Source organism: Nonomuraea sp. N2-4H, from assembly GCF_045291505.1.
Classification (GTDB): Bacteria; Actinomycetota; Actinomycetes; order Streptosporangiales; family Streptosporangiaceae; genus Nonomuraea; species Nonomuraea fastidiosa.
Window position 1 is genome coordinate 7,070,730 of record NZ_CP147987.1, and the last position, 14,465, is coordinate 7,085,194.

The following is a 14,465-nucleotide window of genomic DNA, read 5'->3' on the forward strand; positions in this document are numbered from 1 at the left end:
GGCGGCGTCGTCACGCCGAGAAATCAGCCCCGTACGTACACCCGGTCAGGAGAAATTCGGACGATGAGCCGTTCGGTGCCCGGCTTGTCCTCCCATGGGCGTCCTTGGTACTTCTGCGACAGCTCCTGGATCAGCGCGCCCTCGGGGTCCGGCGTCAGCGTCGCCCGGCCGCGCACCTCGACGTACCGGTAGGGGTTGTCCGGGTCGATGACCAGGAGGCTGACGCGCGGGTCCCGCTCGAAGTTGCGCGCCTTGACGCGGCCCTTCACGGTCGAGAAGAGCACGTCGTCGCCGTCCGTACGCACCCAGACCACGGACGAGTGCGGCCCCCCGTCAGGGTTCAGACTGGTCACCGTCGCATAATTCGGCGCGTCCAGGAGTTTGCGCGCTTCTTCCGACATCTTTGCCATGTGTTCTCCCGTGATCGGTCGTGATCGCCATTCTTCTGTAGTCTCGAAGACGCCATGGACGTGACTCCCCCCTCTCTGCTCCGCCGCCTGGGCCTCGCCCTGGCCGGGCTCGCCGTCGCCGCACTGACCGGGGCCGCGTGCGCGCTCTCCTTCGACGATCTGCGCGCGCTCGCCGTCACCGGTGAGGCCAGGCAGGACCTCGCCTTCCTCTATCCGGCCGCCTTCGACGCGCTGCTGGTGGTCGCGCTGGTGGGCGTCCTGCTGCTGCGCTCGGCCAGGATGCTGGTACGCGTGCAGGCGGCGTTCGTGCTGATCCTGCTGATCGCGGCGGCCGCCGCGGCCGACGTGGCCACGGCGGTGCGCGTCACCTTCGACATCCGGCAGACCGCCATCGGCGTGGCGCTGGCCCCGTGGGTGATGCTGGCGGTGGCGCTGTGGCTGTGGCTGCTGCTGATCAAGCACGTGCAGGCGCACCGGGCGACGGCGTACAAGGGGGACGAGGAGCAGCAGGACCTGGTGCCCTTCCAGGGCTCCCGTACGTCTCCGCCGGACACCGAGCCGTCCGCGCCTGAGCCCGCCGCCGAAGCACCCGCGCCCGAGCCGCGCCCCGAGCCGGCGACCGACCCGACCGCTCCCTCCAAGACCCCGCCGGTGTCGGAACGCGTGACCGAGTGGCCGGCCCAGGACGGCGGCGCCCCGGCGCCCCGGCCCGAGCCCGAGACCCGTCCCGTACGGGCGCCCAGCCCGGACCCGGAGCCCGCACCGCAGCCGTCTGCGGCGGCGCGCGAAGAGACGCGCCACGAGGTGGCCGAGAACGCGGGTCACGAGGCGGACGACGAGCCGACCCGCAACGTACGCGCGGCGGCCCGCGAGGCCGCGCACGGCCAGGCGCACGAGGACGCCGACGCGACACGTGAGGACGTACGGGACGAGCCCCGCCGGGAGACGTGGAGCCAGGCCCGCGAGGACGTCGGCGACACGCCCGACGACGCCCACGGCGAAGCCCGCGAGGAGCCCCGGACCGAGGCTCACGAGGAAGCGTGGGAGGCGACGCCGGCCCAGGCGCGCGAGGAGGCCCGGAGCGAAGCACGCGAGGCGGTGCAGAGCGAGGCGCGAGAAGAAGCACGGAGTGCGGTGCCAAGCCAGACGCGTGAAGAAGCGCGGAGCGAGCCCGCGGAGGAGCCGCGGACCCGGCCGGTCCGCTGGGGCGACCGTGTCAGGCCGACCGACGTCCTCGTCCACCCGCGCCCTTCGCGCGAGTCGACCGGCCGGGACGCCGACACCCAGCCTCACCCGGTGGTCGCGGACGACGCTCCCGGCCGGAGCCCGGACCCCGACCACGGCCCCGAGCTGGCCGACGAGGAGGAGCGTCGCCGCGCGGAGCTGGAGGACACCGCCCCGCACCGCGTGGTCCTCGACGGCTCCCCCGCCCCAGCCGAACGCCTCCGCAGCACCCCACGCCCGCCCGAGGACTGACAGCGCGGCGGGACCAGCCGGCCGAATCGATGAGAGCGCGAAGAGGGCCCGCCCGGGAGCGATCCCTGGCGGGCCCTTCTCACGCCTTCTCCCGCCGGTACGCAAGGCTCAGCCGCTGAGCGAGCCGGTACGCACGGCGCAGGGTCAGATGCTTCGGCCGCTGCCGCGTCGCAGGCCGGCGACCAGGCCCACACCGACCATCGCGAGCACGACCTGCATCACCAGTTCGATCCAGTCGATGCCCGGTGTGGTCTCCACGCCCAGCACCTGCGCGAGCAGCGTGCCCACGAGGGCGGCGACGATGCCGACGACGATGGTGAGGATCCACCCGATGGCCTGCCTGCCGGGAAGCAGGAGGCGACCGATGGCGCCGATCACAGCGCCGATGACGATGGCGCCGAGGATGGATTCGATGGTCATGGTATGAAACCTCCCCGTGAGGGTGAGCGGTTCACTCTCACGGGTTGGTCGCTACCCGATCTACGGCGATTATGCGCCGTCTTTACGAAAGTGCAGGTCAGGTGGTTGTTCGACCACTTCGACCGCTACGCCCCATGCCGAACTTGGTCACGAGGAGAACTCCGACCACGGCCAGGACGAGCTGCAGGATGTGTTCGATCCAGTCGATGCCTCTGGTGTCGGCCCAGCCGAACGCCTGGGCGATCAGAGTGCCGATCAGGGCGGCCACGATGCCGACGATGAGGGTCAGGCCGATGGACATGTTCTGCCTGCCGGGCACCAGCAGTCTGGCCAGCGCACCGACGATGGCGCCGATGACTACTGCGCTGATTATCGCGCCGATCATGTGGAGCTCCCCCGAAGACGTTCACATGTCTTGGCGGGACACATACCCCCTGAACAGGCGAACTACCCCCTGAGGGGAAGGCGGCGGTCCGTACCGCGCCAGTGACGAACCGCCGCCTCCGCTTTTTCGGCGGGCTGGCGACGACCCGCCAGGACACCCTCACGTATCCCGCAATAAGGACGCACGGGACACGGCATGGGTTGACGGCGAGCCACCACGAAACGTCTCGGAATCGCCCATCAGCGACGACTCCGGCGGCTGCCATCACCCCCTGGCACACCGGCGAGCCACACGAAGGCCGCGACGCCGTCTGCGGCCATAGCCCCTCCCCCTGCACACCGGCCAGGCTGCGTCGGCCGCTGGGGGCGACCGCGCCGTTGACGCCACAGGCCGTCCCCGCACGCGCCGGCCAGGACCACACCCGATCGTGCGCACACCTGCCAGGACAGCGCTCGGAAGCAGGCCGGCGCCGGGCTCACGCGGAAACGGCGACCACCAGCGCGGTCGCGACGGCCGCCACGCCCTCGCCACGCCCCGTCAGCCCGAGGCCGTCGGTGGTGGTGGCGGAGACGCTCACAGGCGCCCCCAGAGCGGCGCTGAGCGCCTTCTCGGCCTCGGCCCTGCGCGGCGCGAGCTTCGGCCGGTTGCCGATCACCTGGACGGCCACGTTGCCGATCTCGAAGCCCGCGGCGCGCACCTGGCGCGCGGTCTCCTCCAGCAGAGCCGCGCCCGAGGCGCCCGACCAACGCGGGTCGGCGGTGCCGAACAGCCCGCCGAGGTCGCCGAGCCCGGCCGCCGACAGCAGGGCGTCGCAGGCCGCGTGGGCGGCGGCGTCGCCGTCGGAGTGGCCATCGAGGCCGAGCTCGCCCGGCCAGTGCAGGCCCGCGAGGTTGAGCTCGCGCCCGGAGTCAGGTGATGCGAACGGGTGGACGTCGACTCCGACGCCCACCCGTGGAAGATTCGTGTTCAGGAGTTGAGTACCTCGTCGAGAAGGGCCTCTGCCTTGTCCTCATTGGTCTTCTCGGCCAGGGCCAGCTCACTGACCAGGATCTGGCGCGCCTTGGCGAGCATGCGCTTCTCGCCGGCGGACAGACCACGCTCGCGGTCTCTCCGCCACAGGTCCCGAACCACCTCGGCGACCTTGTTCACATCGCCGGAAGCGAGCTTCTCAAGGTTGGCCTTGTAGCGACGGGACCAGTTGGTCGGCTCTTCAGTGTGCGGCATGCGAAGGACATCGAAAACCCGTTCAAGGCCTTCCTGACCGACAACATCGCGCACACCGACGAGTTCTGCGTTTTCAGCTGGCACCTGGACGGTAAGGTCGCCCTTGTCGACCTTGAGCACCAGGTAGGTCTTTTCCTCACCCTTGATGGATCGCGTCGTGATTGCTTCGATCCGAGCAGCCCCATGGTGGGGGTAGACGACAGTGTCGCCGACCTGGAAAGTCATGTGACAAGTACCCCTTCCGCTGTACTCCAGGGTACCACGCATCCACAGCCTCCCGGAACAGTGAAATCCTCATAACTGCAGGTCAAGGCCGCATATTGGGGCTTGACAAGCGCTCAACTCTATGAATCGCATTTCCGGACATAGCGAATGACCTGCAGGGGTGTGGATATGACCTTGCATTGGGGTGGATATGGTGGGCGCTGCACAACACGCACGCGCGACACCTGCGCTGAACCAAGGAGAACCCGCCCGTGACCAGCCGTCGCTGGATTGTCGTAGCCGCCGCGTTCTTGGCAGCCCCCGTGCTGGCGGGCTGCGGGGCAGGATTCGACGCCACCACCAACAAGCCGTACGCGCCCAACGAGGCACAGGTGTTGATCGAGAACGGTCGTTACGGCTCGAAGAGCGGCATTCACATCCCGCAGGCGTTCATCCTCGGCCCCGACTCGGGAGCCCAGCTCCCGTGGCGCGGCTCCGCTCCGATCTACCTGAACATCCTGAACACGTCGGGCACCCCCGACACGCTCCAGGCGGTCAACGCCGGGGACATGGGTCAGGTGAAGGTCGCCACCCCCATCCAGCTGCCGAGCAACCAGCTCGTCAACACCGGCAAGCCGAACCCTCAGCTGATGCTCGAGGCGATCCCCAAGAGCCTCAGGGGCGGCGAGACGGTCAAGCTGGACCTCCAGTTCGCCAACGCCGGCACCATCTCCCTGAACGTCCCCGTGGTGACGCGTAGCCGCGAGTTCGCGACGTACCCGCCGGCGCCGGGCGCGACCCCGGCGGCGACGCCCACGCCGACGCCGAGCCCCACCGGTGAGGCCGAGGAGGAGCACTAAGGAGGGAGGCCCGCTGGAAGGGCTCCCGAAGGCTCTGAAGACCGTCGGAGATCGCCCAGAGGGCATGAGAAGACCCCGGTACCGGAGGACGGGTACCGGGGTCTGTCATTCCTCCACGGCGTCGAACTTGTAGCCGAGCCCGCGCACGGTGAGGATGCAGCGCGGGTTGGACGGATCGGACTCGATCTTGGCCCGCAGGCGCTTGACGTGGACGTCGAGCGTCTTGGTGTCGCCCACGTAGTCGGCGCCCCAGACGCGATCGATGAGCTGGCCTCTGGTGAGCACCCGCCCGGCGTTGCGCAGCAGCACCTCGAGCAGCTCGAACTCCTTCAGCGGCAGCTGCACGGGCTCGCCCCGGACGGCGACGACGTGGCGGTCCACGTCCATGCGCACGGGCCCGACGGCCAGCACGGCGCTCTCCATCTCGTCGGAGGTGTCGCCCCGGCGGCGCAGCACGGCGCGGATGCGGGCGACCAGCTCGCGGGACGAGAACGGCTTGGTGACGTAGTCGTCGGCGCCGAGCTCCAGGCCCACGACCTTGTCGATCTCGCTGTCCTTGGCGGTCAGCATGATGACGGGGACCTTGGAACGCTGCCGCAGCGACCTGCACACCTCGGTGCCGGGCAGCCCCGGCAGCATCAGGTCGAGCAGCACCAGATCGGCGCCGTTGCGGTCGAAGGTGTCGAGCGCCTCGGGGCCGGTCGCGGCGACCGACACCTCGAAGCCCTCCTTGCGCAGCATGTAGGACAGGGCGTCGGAGAACGACTCCTCATCCTCCACGACGAGTACGCGGGTCATGCGCATGCTCCTGTACGCCTCATGACGCGGCAGGCGCGTCCGACGGTGGTTTCGCTTCGCTCGGTCACGAGGCTGCCTCCATGGGGATCGAAGGTGGTACTGCCACCGCCTGGCCGCCGAAGGCGGGCAGGCGGAGGGTGAAGGTGGAGCCGGAGCCTTCCTTGCTCCAGACGGACACCTCGCCGGCGTGTGCGGCGGCGACGTGCTTGACGATGGCCAGGCCGAGCCCGGTGCCGCCGGTGGCGCGCGAGCGGGCGGCGTCGACGCGGAAGAAGCGCTCGAAGATGCGTTCCAAGGCGTCTTCGGGGATGCCGATGCCCTGGTCGCTGACGCTGATCTCGACGGAGTCGCCCGCGGGCCGCACGCTGACCACGACCCGCGTGTGCTCGGGGCTGTAGACGATGGCGTTGTCGATCAGGTTGCGCAGGGCGGTGACGAGCAGCTCGGCGTCGCCCCAGACGCGCAGGCCCTCGGTGCCGCCGGAGACCAGCGTGATGTCCTTGGCGACGGCCTTGGTGTTGCAGTGGTCGATGGCGTCGCTGACGGCCTCGTCGATGGAGACCTGGCCGGGCGTGGGGATGGGCTCGGCGCCCTGGATCCTGCTGAGCGTGATCAGGTCCTGGATGAGGTAGTTGAGCCGGGCGGTCTCGTGCTGCATGCGCCCGGCGAAGCGGCTGACCGCCTCGGGGTCGTCGGCGGCGTCCTGGATGGTCTCGGCCAGCAGGCTCAGCGCCCCGACCGGGGTCTTCAGCTCGTGGCTGACGTTGGCGACGAAGTCGCGGCGCACGGCCTCGACCCTGCGCCGCTCGGTCTGGTCCTCGGCCAGCACCAGCACCTGGCCGTAGGTGCCGAGCGGCGCCACGCGTACGGCGAAGCTGGTGGTCTCCTGGCCGAACTTGTGCCCGGCGACGTCGATCTCGCTCTCGCGGATCTCGCCGTCGCGGCGTACCTGGCGGGCCAGGGCGAGCAGCTCGGCGGCCATCAGCCGGTCGCCCTTGACCAGCCCGAACGCGCGCGCCGCCGAGCTGGCCCGCAGCACCCGGTCGTGGGCGTCGAGCACCACGGCCGACGAGGGCAGCACGGCCAGCACGGACGCCACGCCCTGCGGCAGCGCCGTGCCGGTCGCCACGCCGTCGGGGGTCGTGCGGCTGGGGGCCTCGATCTGATGGCGGTAGAACAGCACCGCCAGCGCGCCCACCACGAACCCGGCCAGGGCCGCGAAGCTCATGGCCATCTCACTCATGTCTCCGATGGTAGGTGGCGCTTCCCCAGGGACAGACCCCCTCATCCGTGGATGAACACCCCTTTCCCGGAAAGTTCACTCTGCGGTCGGAGTTCGTTCATCGACCCGCACGTACGGTGACGGCATGCGCGACGCGTACCACGAAGAACTCGACTCGCTGACCGACAAGCTGGTGGAGATGACCCGGCTGACTCGCTCGGCCATCTCCCGCGCCACGACGGCCCTCCTCGACGCCGACCTGCAGCTCGCCGAGAGCGTGATCTCCCGTGACGAGGAGGTGAACGCGACCTTCGCGGACCTGGAGGCGTCGATCTTCGAGCTGATGGCCAGGCAGCAGCCGGTCGCGGTGGACCTGCGCATGGTCATCACGGCGCTGCGCATGGGCACCGACCTCGAACGCATGGGCGACCTCGCCGTGCACGTGGCCAAGGTGGCGCGGCTGCGGCACCCCGAGTCGGCCATCCCGCCGGAGCTGCGCTCGACGATCCTGGAGATGGGGCAGGTCGCCGAGAACCTGGTCACCAAGGCGGGCAGCTGCGTGGCGTCGCGCGATGCCGAATCGGCCATGGAGCTGGACGCCGACGACGACGCGATGGACCGGCTGCACCGCAAGCTGTTCAGGGACATCCTGGCCAAGGACTGGGCGCACGGGGTGGAGCCGGCGATCGACATCACGCTGGTGGGCCGCTACTACGAGCGGTACGCCGATCACGCGGTGCGTGTGGCGCAGGCCGTCGTCTACCTGGTCACGGGTTCGCGACCGAACTGACGGTAGTGGCGGCACGACGCGCAAGGGGTGCGGGACTCCCGCACCCCTTGCGCACGTGTGAGGTCAGCGGCCCTGGTTGGCGACGGCCTCGATGGCGGCCTTGGCGGCCTCGGGGTCGAGGTAGCGGCCGCCCTTGACGGTCGGGCGGAAGTCGGCGTCGAGCTCGTAGACCAGGGGGATGCCGGTCGGGATGTTGAGCCCGGCGATCTCGTCGTCGCCGATGCCGTCGAGGTGCTTGACCAGCGCGCGCAGCGAGTTGCCGTGGGCGGCGACCAGCACGGTGCGGCCGGCCGCGAGGTCGGGGACGATCTCGTCGTACCAGTACGGCAGCATGCGGCCGACGACATCCTTCAGGCACTCCGTGCGGGGCATGAGCTCCGGCGGCAGCAGGGCGTAGCGGGGGTCGCCGGCCTGGGAGTACTCGTCGTCGTCCGCGATGGGCGGCGGGGGCACGTCGTAGGAGCGCCGCCACAGCATGAACTGCTCGTCGCCGAACTCCTCACGAGTCTGCGCCTTGTTCTTGCCCTGGAGCGCGCCGTAGTGGCGCTCGTTGAGCCGCCAGCTCCGCTTGACCGGCAGCCACAGCAGGCCGGCCTTCGACAGCGCGAGGTGGGCCGTCTGGATGGCCCTGGTCAGAAGGCTCGTGTGGACGACGTCCGGGCGCAGCCCGGCCTCCTGGAGCAGCTTGCCGCCGCGACGGGCCTCCTCCTCGCCGTTGGCGGACAGGCTGACGTCCACCCAGCCGGTGAACAGGCCCTTCGCGTTCCAGTCACTCTCGCCATGCCTCAGCAGCACCAAAGTCGCCATGCGGCCAATCCTATGGTTCGCCCGCCGGGCGGCGTTCGGGGTCCGCGAAGCGCGCGAACGCCCGCAGGTTGGCCAGTGACTCGCCGCGCTTGGCCCGCCACTCCCACTCGCGCCTGATCGAGGAGGCGAAGCCGAGCTCCAGCGCCCGGTCGAACCACTCGTCCGAGTACGTCAGCACGCAGCCGAGCAACCGGTCCACCTCCTCCTCCGTGACGGCGGCCAGCGGGATCCTGCCGACCAGGTAGACGTCGCCCACGGGGTCGAGGGAGAAGTGCACGCCGTACATGGAGCCGTTCTTGCCGAGCAGCCAGCGGTAGAACTCGGCGTGGTTCTCGTCCGGCCGGCGGCAGAAGAACGCCTCGACGTGCAGCACCTGCTCGCCGACGATGAGCCAGGTCATGGTGGCGAGCTTGTGCTGTCCGGGCAGCTTGGCGAGGAACGCCCCCGGCCGCGGCTCCTCGTAGGTGACCTCCGCGGCCTTCAGCGCCGCTTCGACGACTTCGCGCATGCCTACCACCCTAGAAGGGACCATGGACGGTACTAGAACAACGTACGGTCAGGCGTTCGGCAGCGCGACCGGCACCTTGTGCAGATGGGCGACGGCGCCGGCGTAGACCTCCATGAGGCGGGCGGCGGTGGCCTGCCAGCCGAAGGCGGCGGCGTGCTCGCGGGCTCCCGCCGCGAGCCGGGCGCGGCGGCGCGGCGCGGCGAGCAGGCGGCGCAGCGCCAGGGCCCAGTCGGCGGGGTCGTGGCCGTTCACGAGCAGGCCGGAGACGCCGTCGCGGACGGCCGTGCGCAGCCCGCCGACGGCCGCGGCGGCCACCGGGGTGCCGCACGCCTGCGACTCCAGCGCGACCAGCCCGAACGACTCGCTGTACGACGGCACGACGGTGACCGTGGCCGCCCGGTACCAGTCGGCGAGCTCCTCCTGGGGAGCGGGCGGCACGAGGCGTACGACGTCGGCGATGCCCAGCTCGGCGGCCAGGTCGGTGAGGAACGACGGACGGGCCAGGCCGTTGCCCGACGGGCCGCCGACGCACGCGACCACCAGCCGCTCGCGCAGCGCGGGCTCGTCGATGAGCATCCTGGAGGCGGCGCGCAGCAGCACGTCGGGGGCCTTGAGCGGCTGGATGCGGCCGACGAACAGCAGCACGTGGGCGTCCTGCGGCAGGCCGAGCCGGCGGCGGGCGGCGCCCTGGGAGGCGGGCCTGAAGACGCTGAGGTTGACGCCTGGGCTCACGACGGCGACCCGGCCGGGGTCGGCGCCGTACAGGCCGATCAGCTCGTCGGCCTCGTCGCCGGTGTTGGCCACCAGGCGGTCGGCGACGTCCACGACCTGCTGCTCGCCGATGACGCGCGCGGCGGGCTCCGGCTTGTCGCCGCGGGCGAGCAAGAGGTTCTTGACCTTGGCCATGGTGTGCATGGTGTGCACGAGCGGCACGCCCCAGCGCTCCTTGGCCAGCCAGCCGACCTGGCCGGACAGCCAGTAGTGGGAGTGGATGACGTCGTAGCGGCCGGCGTCGTACATGGCCTCGGTGCGCAGCACCTCGGACAGGAAGGCGCAGAGCTGGCCGGGCAGGTCGGCGCGGTCCATCTCCTCGTACGGGCCCGCGGTGAGGTGGCGGACGAGGACGCCGGGCGCGATCTCGGCGACGGGAGGCAGGTCGCGGGCGGTGGCGCGGGTGAAGATCTCGACCTCGACGCCGAGGCGGGCCAGGCGCTTGGCGGATTCGACGATGTAGACGTTCATCCCGCCGGCGTCGCCCGTGCCGGGCTGGTCCAGCGGCGACGTGTGCATGCTGATGGTCGCGACCCGCCTGACCCGTCGTCGCCTCACTCGACACCACCTCCAGACGAAATACAACTGTCCCAACATTTCTGACATTCCCGACAGATGGTCATATGCGGGGGTACAAAGTCGTGCCTCCCGGCTCCTGGCAGGATGGAGGGCATGCGCAGAACAGCTGTGGTGACCGGTGCGAGCAGCGGCATCGGTGAGGCGACCGCGCGCCGGCTCGCCGCCGAGGGTTACGACGTGGTGGCGGGCGCACGGCGCCGCGACCGGCTGGAGAAGCTGGCCGCGGACGTGCCCGCGATCAGGCCGGTGACGCTGGACGTGACCTCGCAGGAGTCGGTGGACGAGCTGGTCGCCGGGCTTGAGCGCTGCGACGTGCTCGTCAACAACGCGGGCGGGGCGCTCGGACTCGAGCCGGTCGCCGAGGCCAGGCTCGACGACTGGCAGCGGATGTACGACGTGAACGTGCTCGGCACCCTGCGCATGACCCAGGCGCTGATCCCCAAACTCATCGAATCCGGCGACGGCGTGCTGGTGCTGCTCACCTCGACGGCCGGGCACGTCGCGTACGAGGGCGGCGGCGGTTACGTCGCGGCCAAGCACGCCCAGCGCACCATGGCCGAGACCCTGCGCCTTGAGCTGGTCGGTCAGCCGGTGCGGATCGTCGAGATCGCACCCGGCATGGTCAAGACCGAGGGCTTCGCGGTCACCAGGTTCCGCGGCGACGAGGCGGCCGCCGCCCGCGTCTACGAAGGCGTGCCCGACCCGCTGACCTCCGACGACGTGGCCGACGCCATCGCCTGGTGCGTCACCCGCCCCGCCCACGTCAACATCGACCGCCTGGTCATCCGCCCGCGCGCCCAGGCCGCGCAGCACAAGGTCCACCGCGTCAGTGGCTAGACCGGCCAAGCCGGTCGGCACGATCACCCGGGGCACGACGGGCCACAACCGGCTGCGGCGCGGGGACCGCTGGATCGCCGCCGTGCACGGCCGGCTGCTGCGGGCGGCCGAGCGGCCCCTGGTGGTGGACCTCGGCTACGGCGCCTCCCACACCACGACGCTCGAGCTGTTCACCCGGCTGCGCCGGGTGGCGCCGGGCGTCGAGGTGATGGGCATCGAGATCGACCCGGAGCGAGTGGCGCTGGCCCGGCCGTACGAGCGGGAGGGCCTGAGCTTCCGGCTCGGCGGGTTCGAGCTGCCGGTGCCGCGCCCGCCCACGCTCGTACGCGCCTTCAACGTGCTACGGCAATACGCCGAGGACGAGGCGTGGCACTACTGGGACGTGCTGCGCGGTCGTCTCGCGCCGGACGGCGTGCTCGTGGAGGGCACCTCGTCGGAGAACGGGCGGCGGGCGGTCTGGGTGGGACTGACCGCGCAGGGCCCGCAGACCGTCACGTTCTCCGCCCGTTTCGCGGACTTCGAACGGCCGTCCGACCTGGCCGACCGGCTGCCCAAGACGCTCATCCACCGCAACGTCCCCGGCGAGCGGATCCACGCGTTCCTCAGCGACTTCGACCGGGCGTGGGCGGTCAGCGCGCCCTACGGTGCGCACGGGCGGCGGCAGCGCTGGCTCGCGGCCATCGGCGAGCTGTCGCGCACCTGGCCGGTGCCCGCGCACCCGCCGCTGGGCGGCGTCGCCCGCTGGCGACTCGGCGAGCTGACCCTGCCGTGGTCAGCGGTCGCCCCCCGCTGAGCGGCGACGGAAGATCCCGCAGGGCGCCGTGACCCGCTAGAGGCACGCCTCGAAGGCGGCGTACGCGGCGGCGTCGAACAGCACGAACCGCACCTCGCGCACCGACGTGTCCGCCGCCCGCACCGCGTCGAGCGCGATGCGGGCGGCGTCGTCGACCGGCCAGCCGTACAGGCCGGTCGAGATCGCGGGGAAGGCCACCGACGCCGCCCCCAGCTCGTCGGCCACCCGCAGCGACTCGACGTGGCAGGAGGCCAGCAGCTCGGAACGGTCCTCAGAGCGCGAGTAGACGGGCCCGACGGTGTGGATGACCCAGCGCGCGGGCAGCCGGCCGGCCGTGGTGGCCACGGCCCGGCCGGTCGGCAGGCCCCCGCCGTACTGTCCGGCCCTGAGCCTCCTGCACTCCTGGAGGATCTCGGGGCCGCCCCTGCGGTGGATCGCGCCGTCCACGCCGCCGCCGCCCATGAGCGAGGAGTTGGCGGCGTTGACGATCGCGTCCACCTGCTGCTCGGTGATGTCGCCTCGGATCAGCGTGAGTTCCATGGCACCGAGCCTGCCAAATCCGCGCCTGCCGAATCCGGACCTGCCGAACCCGCGCCCGCCGAACCCGCGCCTGCCGAATCAGCCGCGCGCCACGAGCACGTTGACGTCGAGCGGCAGCGCCCGCACGTCCTCCAGCGTGAACCCGGCGCCGGCGAGCAGGTGCTCGTACTCGGCGCGGGTACGCTCGCGGCCCGCGCCGTTGTTGACCAGCATGTGCACGTCCCACGCGATGGCGAGCGCGCCGGGCGCGTCGTGCGGCCGGTCGGGGACGAGCCGCTCGATCACCAGCAGCCGCCCGCCGTCGGGCACGGCCCTGCGGCAGCCGGCCAGCACGCGCGCGGCGGGCTCGTCGTCCCAGTCGTGCAGGATCCGCGAGAGCAGGTAGATGTCGCCGCCGGGCGGCACGTTCTCGAAGAAGTCGCCCGCCACGAAGTCGCAGCGTTCGGCCAGGCCGGCCTCGGTGAGGGCGGCGCGGCCGCGCTCGACCGCCCCCTGGCTGTCGAACAGCGTGCCGCGCAGCCCCTCGACCTGGGACAGGACGGCGGCCAGCAGCGCGCCGCGGCCGCCGCCGACGTCCACCACGTGGCGGTGCCGGGTGAAGTCGTAGACCTGCGGCACCTGCGTGAAGAACGACGTGCCGCAGGCCATGGCCCGGTCGAAGGCCGCACCCATGTCGGGGTGCTCGGCGGTGTGGTCGAAGAACGGCTTGCCGTGGACGTGCTCGAAGCCCGGCCTGCCGGTTCGCACCGCGTACGCGAGCGCGCCCCACGAGGCGTAGAACGGGCCCGCGTAGAACAGCGCGAGGTCGGCCAGCGATTCGGGGTGGCGGCGCGACAGCAGCGCGCCGGTGGGCGTCAGCGCGTACGCGCCGCCCATGCCCTGCTCGACCAGGTCGTGGCTCTCCAGCAGGCGCAGCAGCCGGTAGAGCGCGCCCGCGTGCACGCCGCACTCGCGGGCCAGCTCGCCGCAGGTCAGCCGCCGCTCGTACAGGCGGTCGGCCACGCCCAGCTCGGCCATCGCGGCCACCGCCTGGGTGAGCCAGGCGCCGGTGAGCCTGCTCAGCACCGCGCGCTGCGCCCCGTCGTCAGCCATCGGCCACCAGCTCAGGCGTGCGCGCCAGGTGTGAGCGCAGGACGTGGGGATAGTGGCCGGCGCAGGCCAGCTCGACCCGGCCGGGCCAGGCGGTCGGCCGGCTGAAGTACAGCACGGTGCGGCCGCCCCTGGCCTCGTCCTCGTACGGGTTGAACCCGCCGCCGTCTGGTGCGAACCCGAGCACCGAGGTGAGCAGCCTGCCGAGGCCGCGCACCACGATCTCGTCGGGTGCGAGCACTTCGAGCGCGAGGTGCGTCTCCTCGTTGCGCTCGCGTTCGCGGGCCGCGACGCGCGCGAGCCCCGGGCCGGGTTCGGGGACGAACACCTCCAGCGCGGGGCCGCCCGCGGCGCGGACGGCGTAGACGATGGCGATGGGCAGGTCGAGGTCGTAGCGCTCGGCCAGCCGCCGCCGCACGACGGTGCTGGGGCAGGTGCGCAGGATCTCGAAGCCGCGCGCCCGCAGTGACGCGCGCAAATCGTCGATCGTGCTGGGGAACAGCAGGATCGCGGCGTGGTCGATCCGGCAGTGCCGCTCGAGCGCGGCCTGCATGGAGGGGGTGACGCCCGGCTCGCGGGCGAAGACCGCCCACGTCTGCAGCCGCCACATGAGCTGGTCGAGCCGCCGCTCGTCTACCAGGTCCACGCTCGGCGCACTCTCTTGTCGATTACGGATGGTGACACCGAAGCAACGTTAGGGAGTCTCAAGCCCCGGATGCCAGCTCGACACGTTGTAGAGCTAATCTGAAAGA

Annotated in this window: 18 protein-coding genes; 5 read left to right on the forward strand and 13 right to left on the reverse strand. The window is 71.3% G+C overall.

The window, feature by feature from the left end; translation table 11 throughout:
* Nucleotides 1-23: 23 nt before the first annotated feature.
* The gene (locus WBK31_RS32390) at nucleotides 24-410 is read right to left on the reverse strand and encodes a PPOX class F420-dependent oxidoreductase (RefSeq protein ID WP_378786071.1); all 387 of its coding nucleotides are present in this window, start codon (nucleotides 408-410) and stop codon (nucleotides 24-26) included.
* A gap of 54 nt (nucleotides 411-464) precedes the next feature.
* On the opposite strand from WBK31_RS32390, the gene WBK31_RS32395 reads away from it, so the two are divergent.
* On the forward strand, nucleotides 465-1,886 hold the full coding sequence (locus tag WBK31_RS32395) for a hypothetical protein (RefSeq protein WP_406673635.1): 1,422 nt from the start codon (nucleotides 465-467) through the stop codon (nucleotides 1,884-1,886).
* A gap of 144 nt (nucleotides 1,887-2,030) precedes the next feature.
* On the opposite strand, the gene WBK31_RS32400 is transcribed toward WBK31_RS32395, so the two are convergent.
* From WBK31_RS32400 to WBK31_RS32415, 4 genes are all read right to left on the reverse strand, one after another.
* Nucleotides 2,031-2,306, reverse strand: coding sequence for a GlsB/YeaQ/YmgE family stress response membrane protein (locus WBK31_RS32400; RefSeq protein WP_364063093.1), 276 nt, complete (start codon nucleotides 2,304-2,306; stop codon nucleotides 2,031-2,033).
* Nucleotides 2,307-2,403: 97 nt separating this feature from the next.
* Complete coding sequence (locus tag WBK31_RS32405; RefSeq protein ID WP_364063090.1) at nucleotides 2,404-2,691, reverse strand: GlsB/YeaQ/YmgE family stress response membrane protein; 288 nt, start codon at nucleotides 2,689-2,691, stop codon at nucleotides 2,404-2,406.
* 475 nt (nucleotides 2,692-3,166) lie between these two features.
* Nucleotides 3,167-3,640: a 2-C-methyl-D-erythritol 2,4-cyclodiphosphate synthase gene (ispF, locus tag WBK31_RS32410; RefSeq protein ID WP_364063087.1), complete on the reverse strand. Its 474-nt coding sequence runs from the start codon at nucleotides 3,638-3,640 to the stop codon at nucleotides 3,167-3,169.
* Between the two features lie 17 nt (nucleotides 3,641-3,657).
* Nucleotides 3,658-4,140: a CarD family transcriptional regulator gene (locus WBK31_RS32415; RefSeq protein ID WP_020544658.1), complete on the reverse strand. Its 483-nt coding sequence runs from the start codon at nucleotides 4,138-4,140 to the stop codon at nucleotides 3,658-3,660.
* A 251-nt stretch (nucleotides 4,141-4,391) separates the two neighbouring features.
* Between WBK31_RS32415 and WBK31_RS32420 the strand changes: the two genes are divergently transcribed.
* Nucleotides 4,392-4,979, forward strand: a complete 588-nt coding sequence (locus tag WBK31_RS32420) for a copper chaperone PCu(A)C (protein ID WP_364063084.1) — start codon at nucleotides 4,392-4,394, stop codon at nucleotides 4,977-4,979.
* A 105-nt stretch (nucleotides 4,980-5,084) separates the two neighbouring features.
* On the opposite strand, the gene WBK31_RS32425 is transcribed toward WBK31_RS32420, so the two are convergent.
* Together WBK31_RS32425 and WBK31_RS32430 are read right to left on the reverse strand one after the other, a co-directional pair.
* Nucleotides 5,085-5,777 (reverse strand): response regulator transcription factor, encoded by a 693-nt coding sequence (locus WBK31_RS32425; RefSeq protein WP_364063081.1) that lies wholly within the window; start codon nucleotides 5,775-5,777, stop codon nucleotides 5,085-5,087.
* A 64-nt stretch (nucleotides 5,778-5,841) separates the two neighbouring features.
* Nucleotides 5,842-7,011, reverse strand: coding sequence for a sensor histidine kinase (locus WBK31_RS32430; protein ID WP_378790170.1), 1,170 nt, complete (start codon nucleotides 7,009-7,011; stop codon nucleotides 5,842-5,844).
* Nucleotides 7,012-7,144: 133 nt separating this feature from the next.
* On the opposite strand from WBK31_RS32430, the gene phoU reads away from it, so the two are divergent.
* Nucleotides 7,145-7,789, forward strand: coding sequence for a phosphate signaling complex protein PhoU (gene phoU, locus WBK31_RS32435; RefSeq protein WP_364063075.1), 645 nt, complete (start codon nucleotides 7,145-7,147; stop codon nucleotides 7,787-7,789).
* A gap of 63 nt (nucleotides 7,790-7,852) precedes the next feature.
* Here phoU and WBK31_RS32440 read toward each other — a convergent pair whose 3' ends face one another.
* From WBK31_RS32440 to mshA, 3 genes are read right to left on the reverse strand one after another with little or no spacing between them, the layout of a single operon-like run.
* Nucleotides 7,853-8,596, reverse strand: a complete 744-nt coding sequence (locus tag WBK31_RS32440; protein ID WP_406673636.1) for a phosphoglyceromutase — start codon at nucleotides 8,594-8,596, stop codon at nucleotides 7,853-7,855.
* A 10-nt stretch (nucleotides 8,597-8,606) separates the two neighbouring features.
* On the reverse strand, nucleotides 8,607-9,104 hold the full coding sequence (locus WBK31_RS32445) for a YbjN domain-containing protein (RefSeq protein ID WP_364063069.1): 498 nt from the start codon (nucleotides 9,102-9,104) through the stop codon (nucleotides 8,607-8,609).
* 48 nt (nucleotides 9,105-9,152) lie between these two features.
* Complete coding sequence (gene mshA / locus WBK31_RS32450; RefSeq protein WP_378790169.1) at nucleotides 9,153-10,394, reverse strand: D-inositol-3-phosphate glycosyltransferase; 1,242 nt, start codon at nucleotides 10,392-10,394, stop codon at nucleotides 9,153-9,155.
* 153 nt (nucleotides 10,395-10,547) lie between these two features.
* Here mshA and WBK31_RS32455 point away from each other — a divergent pair, with 153 nt between their 5' ends.
* Nucleotides 10,548-11,291 carry an SDR family NAD(P)-dependent oxidoreductase gene (locus WBK31_RS32455; protein ID WP_364063063.1) on the forward strand — a complete coding sequence of 248 codons (744 nt, stop codon included), beginning with the start codon at nucleotides 10,548-10,550 and terminating at the stop codon, nucleotides 11,289-11,291.
* Nucleotides 11,284-12,084 carry a class I SAM-dependent methyltransferase gene (locus WBK31_RS32460; RefSeq protein ID WP_378786067.1) on the forward strand — a complete coding sequence of 267 codons (801 nt, stop codon included), beginning with the start codon at nucleotides 11,284-11,286 and terminating at the stop codon, nucleotides 12,082-12,084. The genes WBK31_RS32455 and WBK31_RS32460 overlap by 8 nt, the downstream gene beginning before the upstream one ends.
* Before the next feature lie 36 nt (nucleotides 12,085-12,120).
* Here WBK31_RS32460 and WBK31_RS32465 read toward each other — a convergent pair whose 3' ends face one another.
* The 3 genes from WBK31_RS32465 to WBK31_RS32475 form a co-directional block, all read right to left on the reverse strand.
* The gene (locus WBK31_RS32465) at nucleotides 12,121-12,624 is read right to left on the reverse strand and encodes an O-acetyl-ADP-ribose deacetylase (RefSeq protein WP_364063057.1); all 504 of its coding nucleotides are present in this window, start codon (nucleotides 12,622-12,624) and stop codon (nucleotides 12,121-12,123) included.
* A gap of 78 nt (nucleotides 12,625-12,702) precedes the next feature.
* A complete protein-coding gene (locus tag WBK31_RS32470; protein WP_406673637.1) occupies nucleotides 12,703-13,716 on the reverse strand; it encodes a methyltransferase in 1,014 nt (337 codons plus the stop codon).
* Nucleotides 13,709-14,359 (reverse strand): hypothetical protein, encoded by a 651-nt coding sequence (locus WBK31_RS32475; protein ID WP_364063051.1) that lies wholly within the window; start codon nucleotides 14,357-14,359, stop codon nucleotides 13,709-13,711. The genes WBK31_RS32470 and WBK31_RS32475 overlap by 8 nt, the downstream gene beginning before the upstream one ends.
* Nucleotides 14,360-14,465 lie beyond the last annotated feature (106 nt).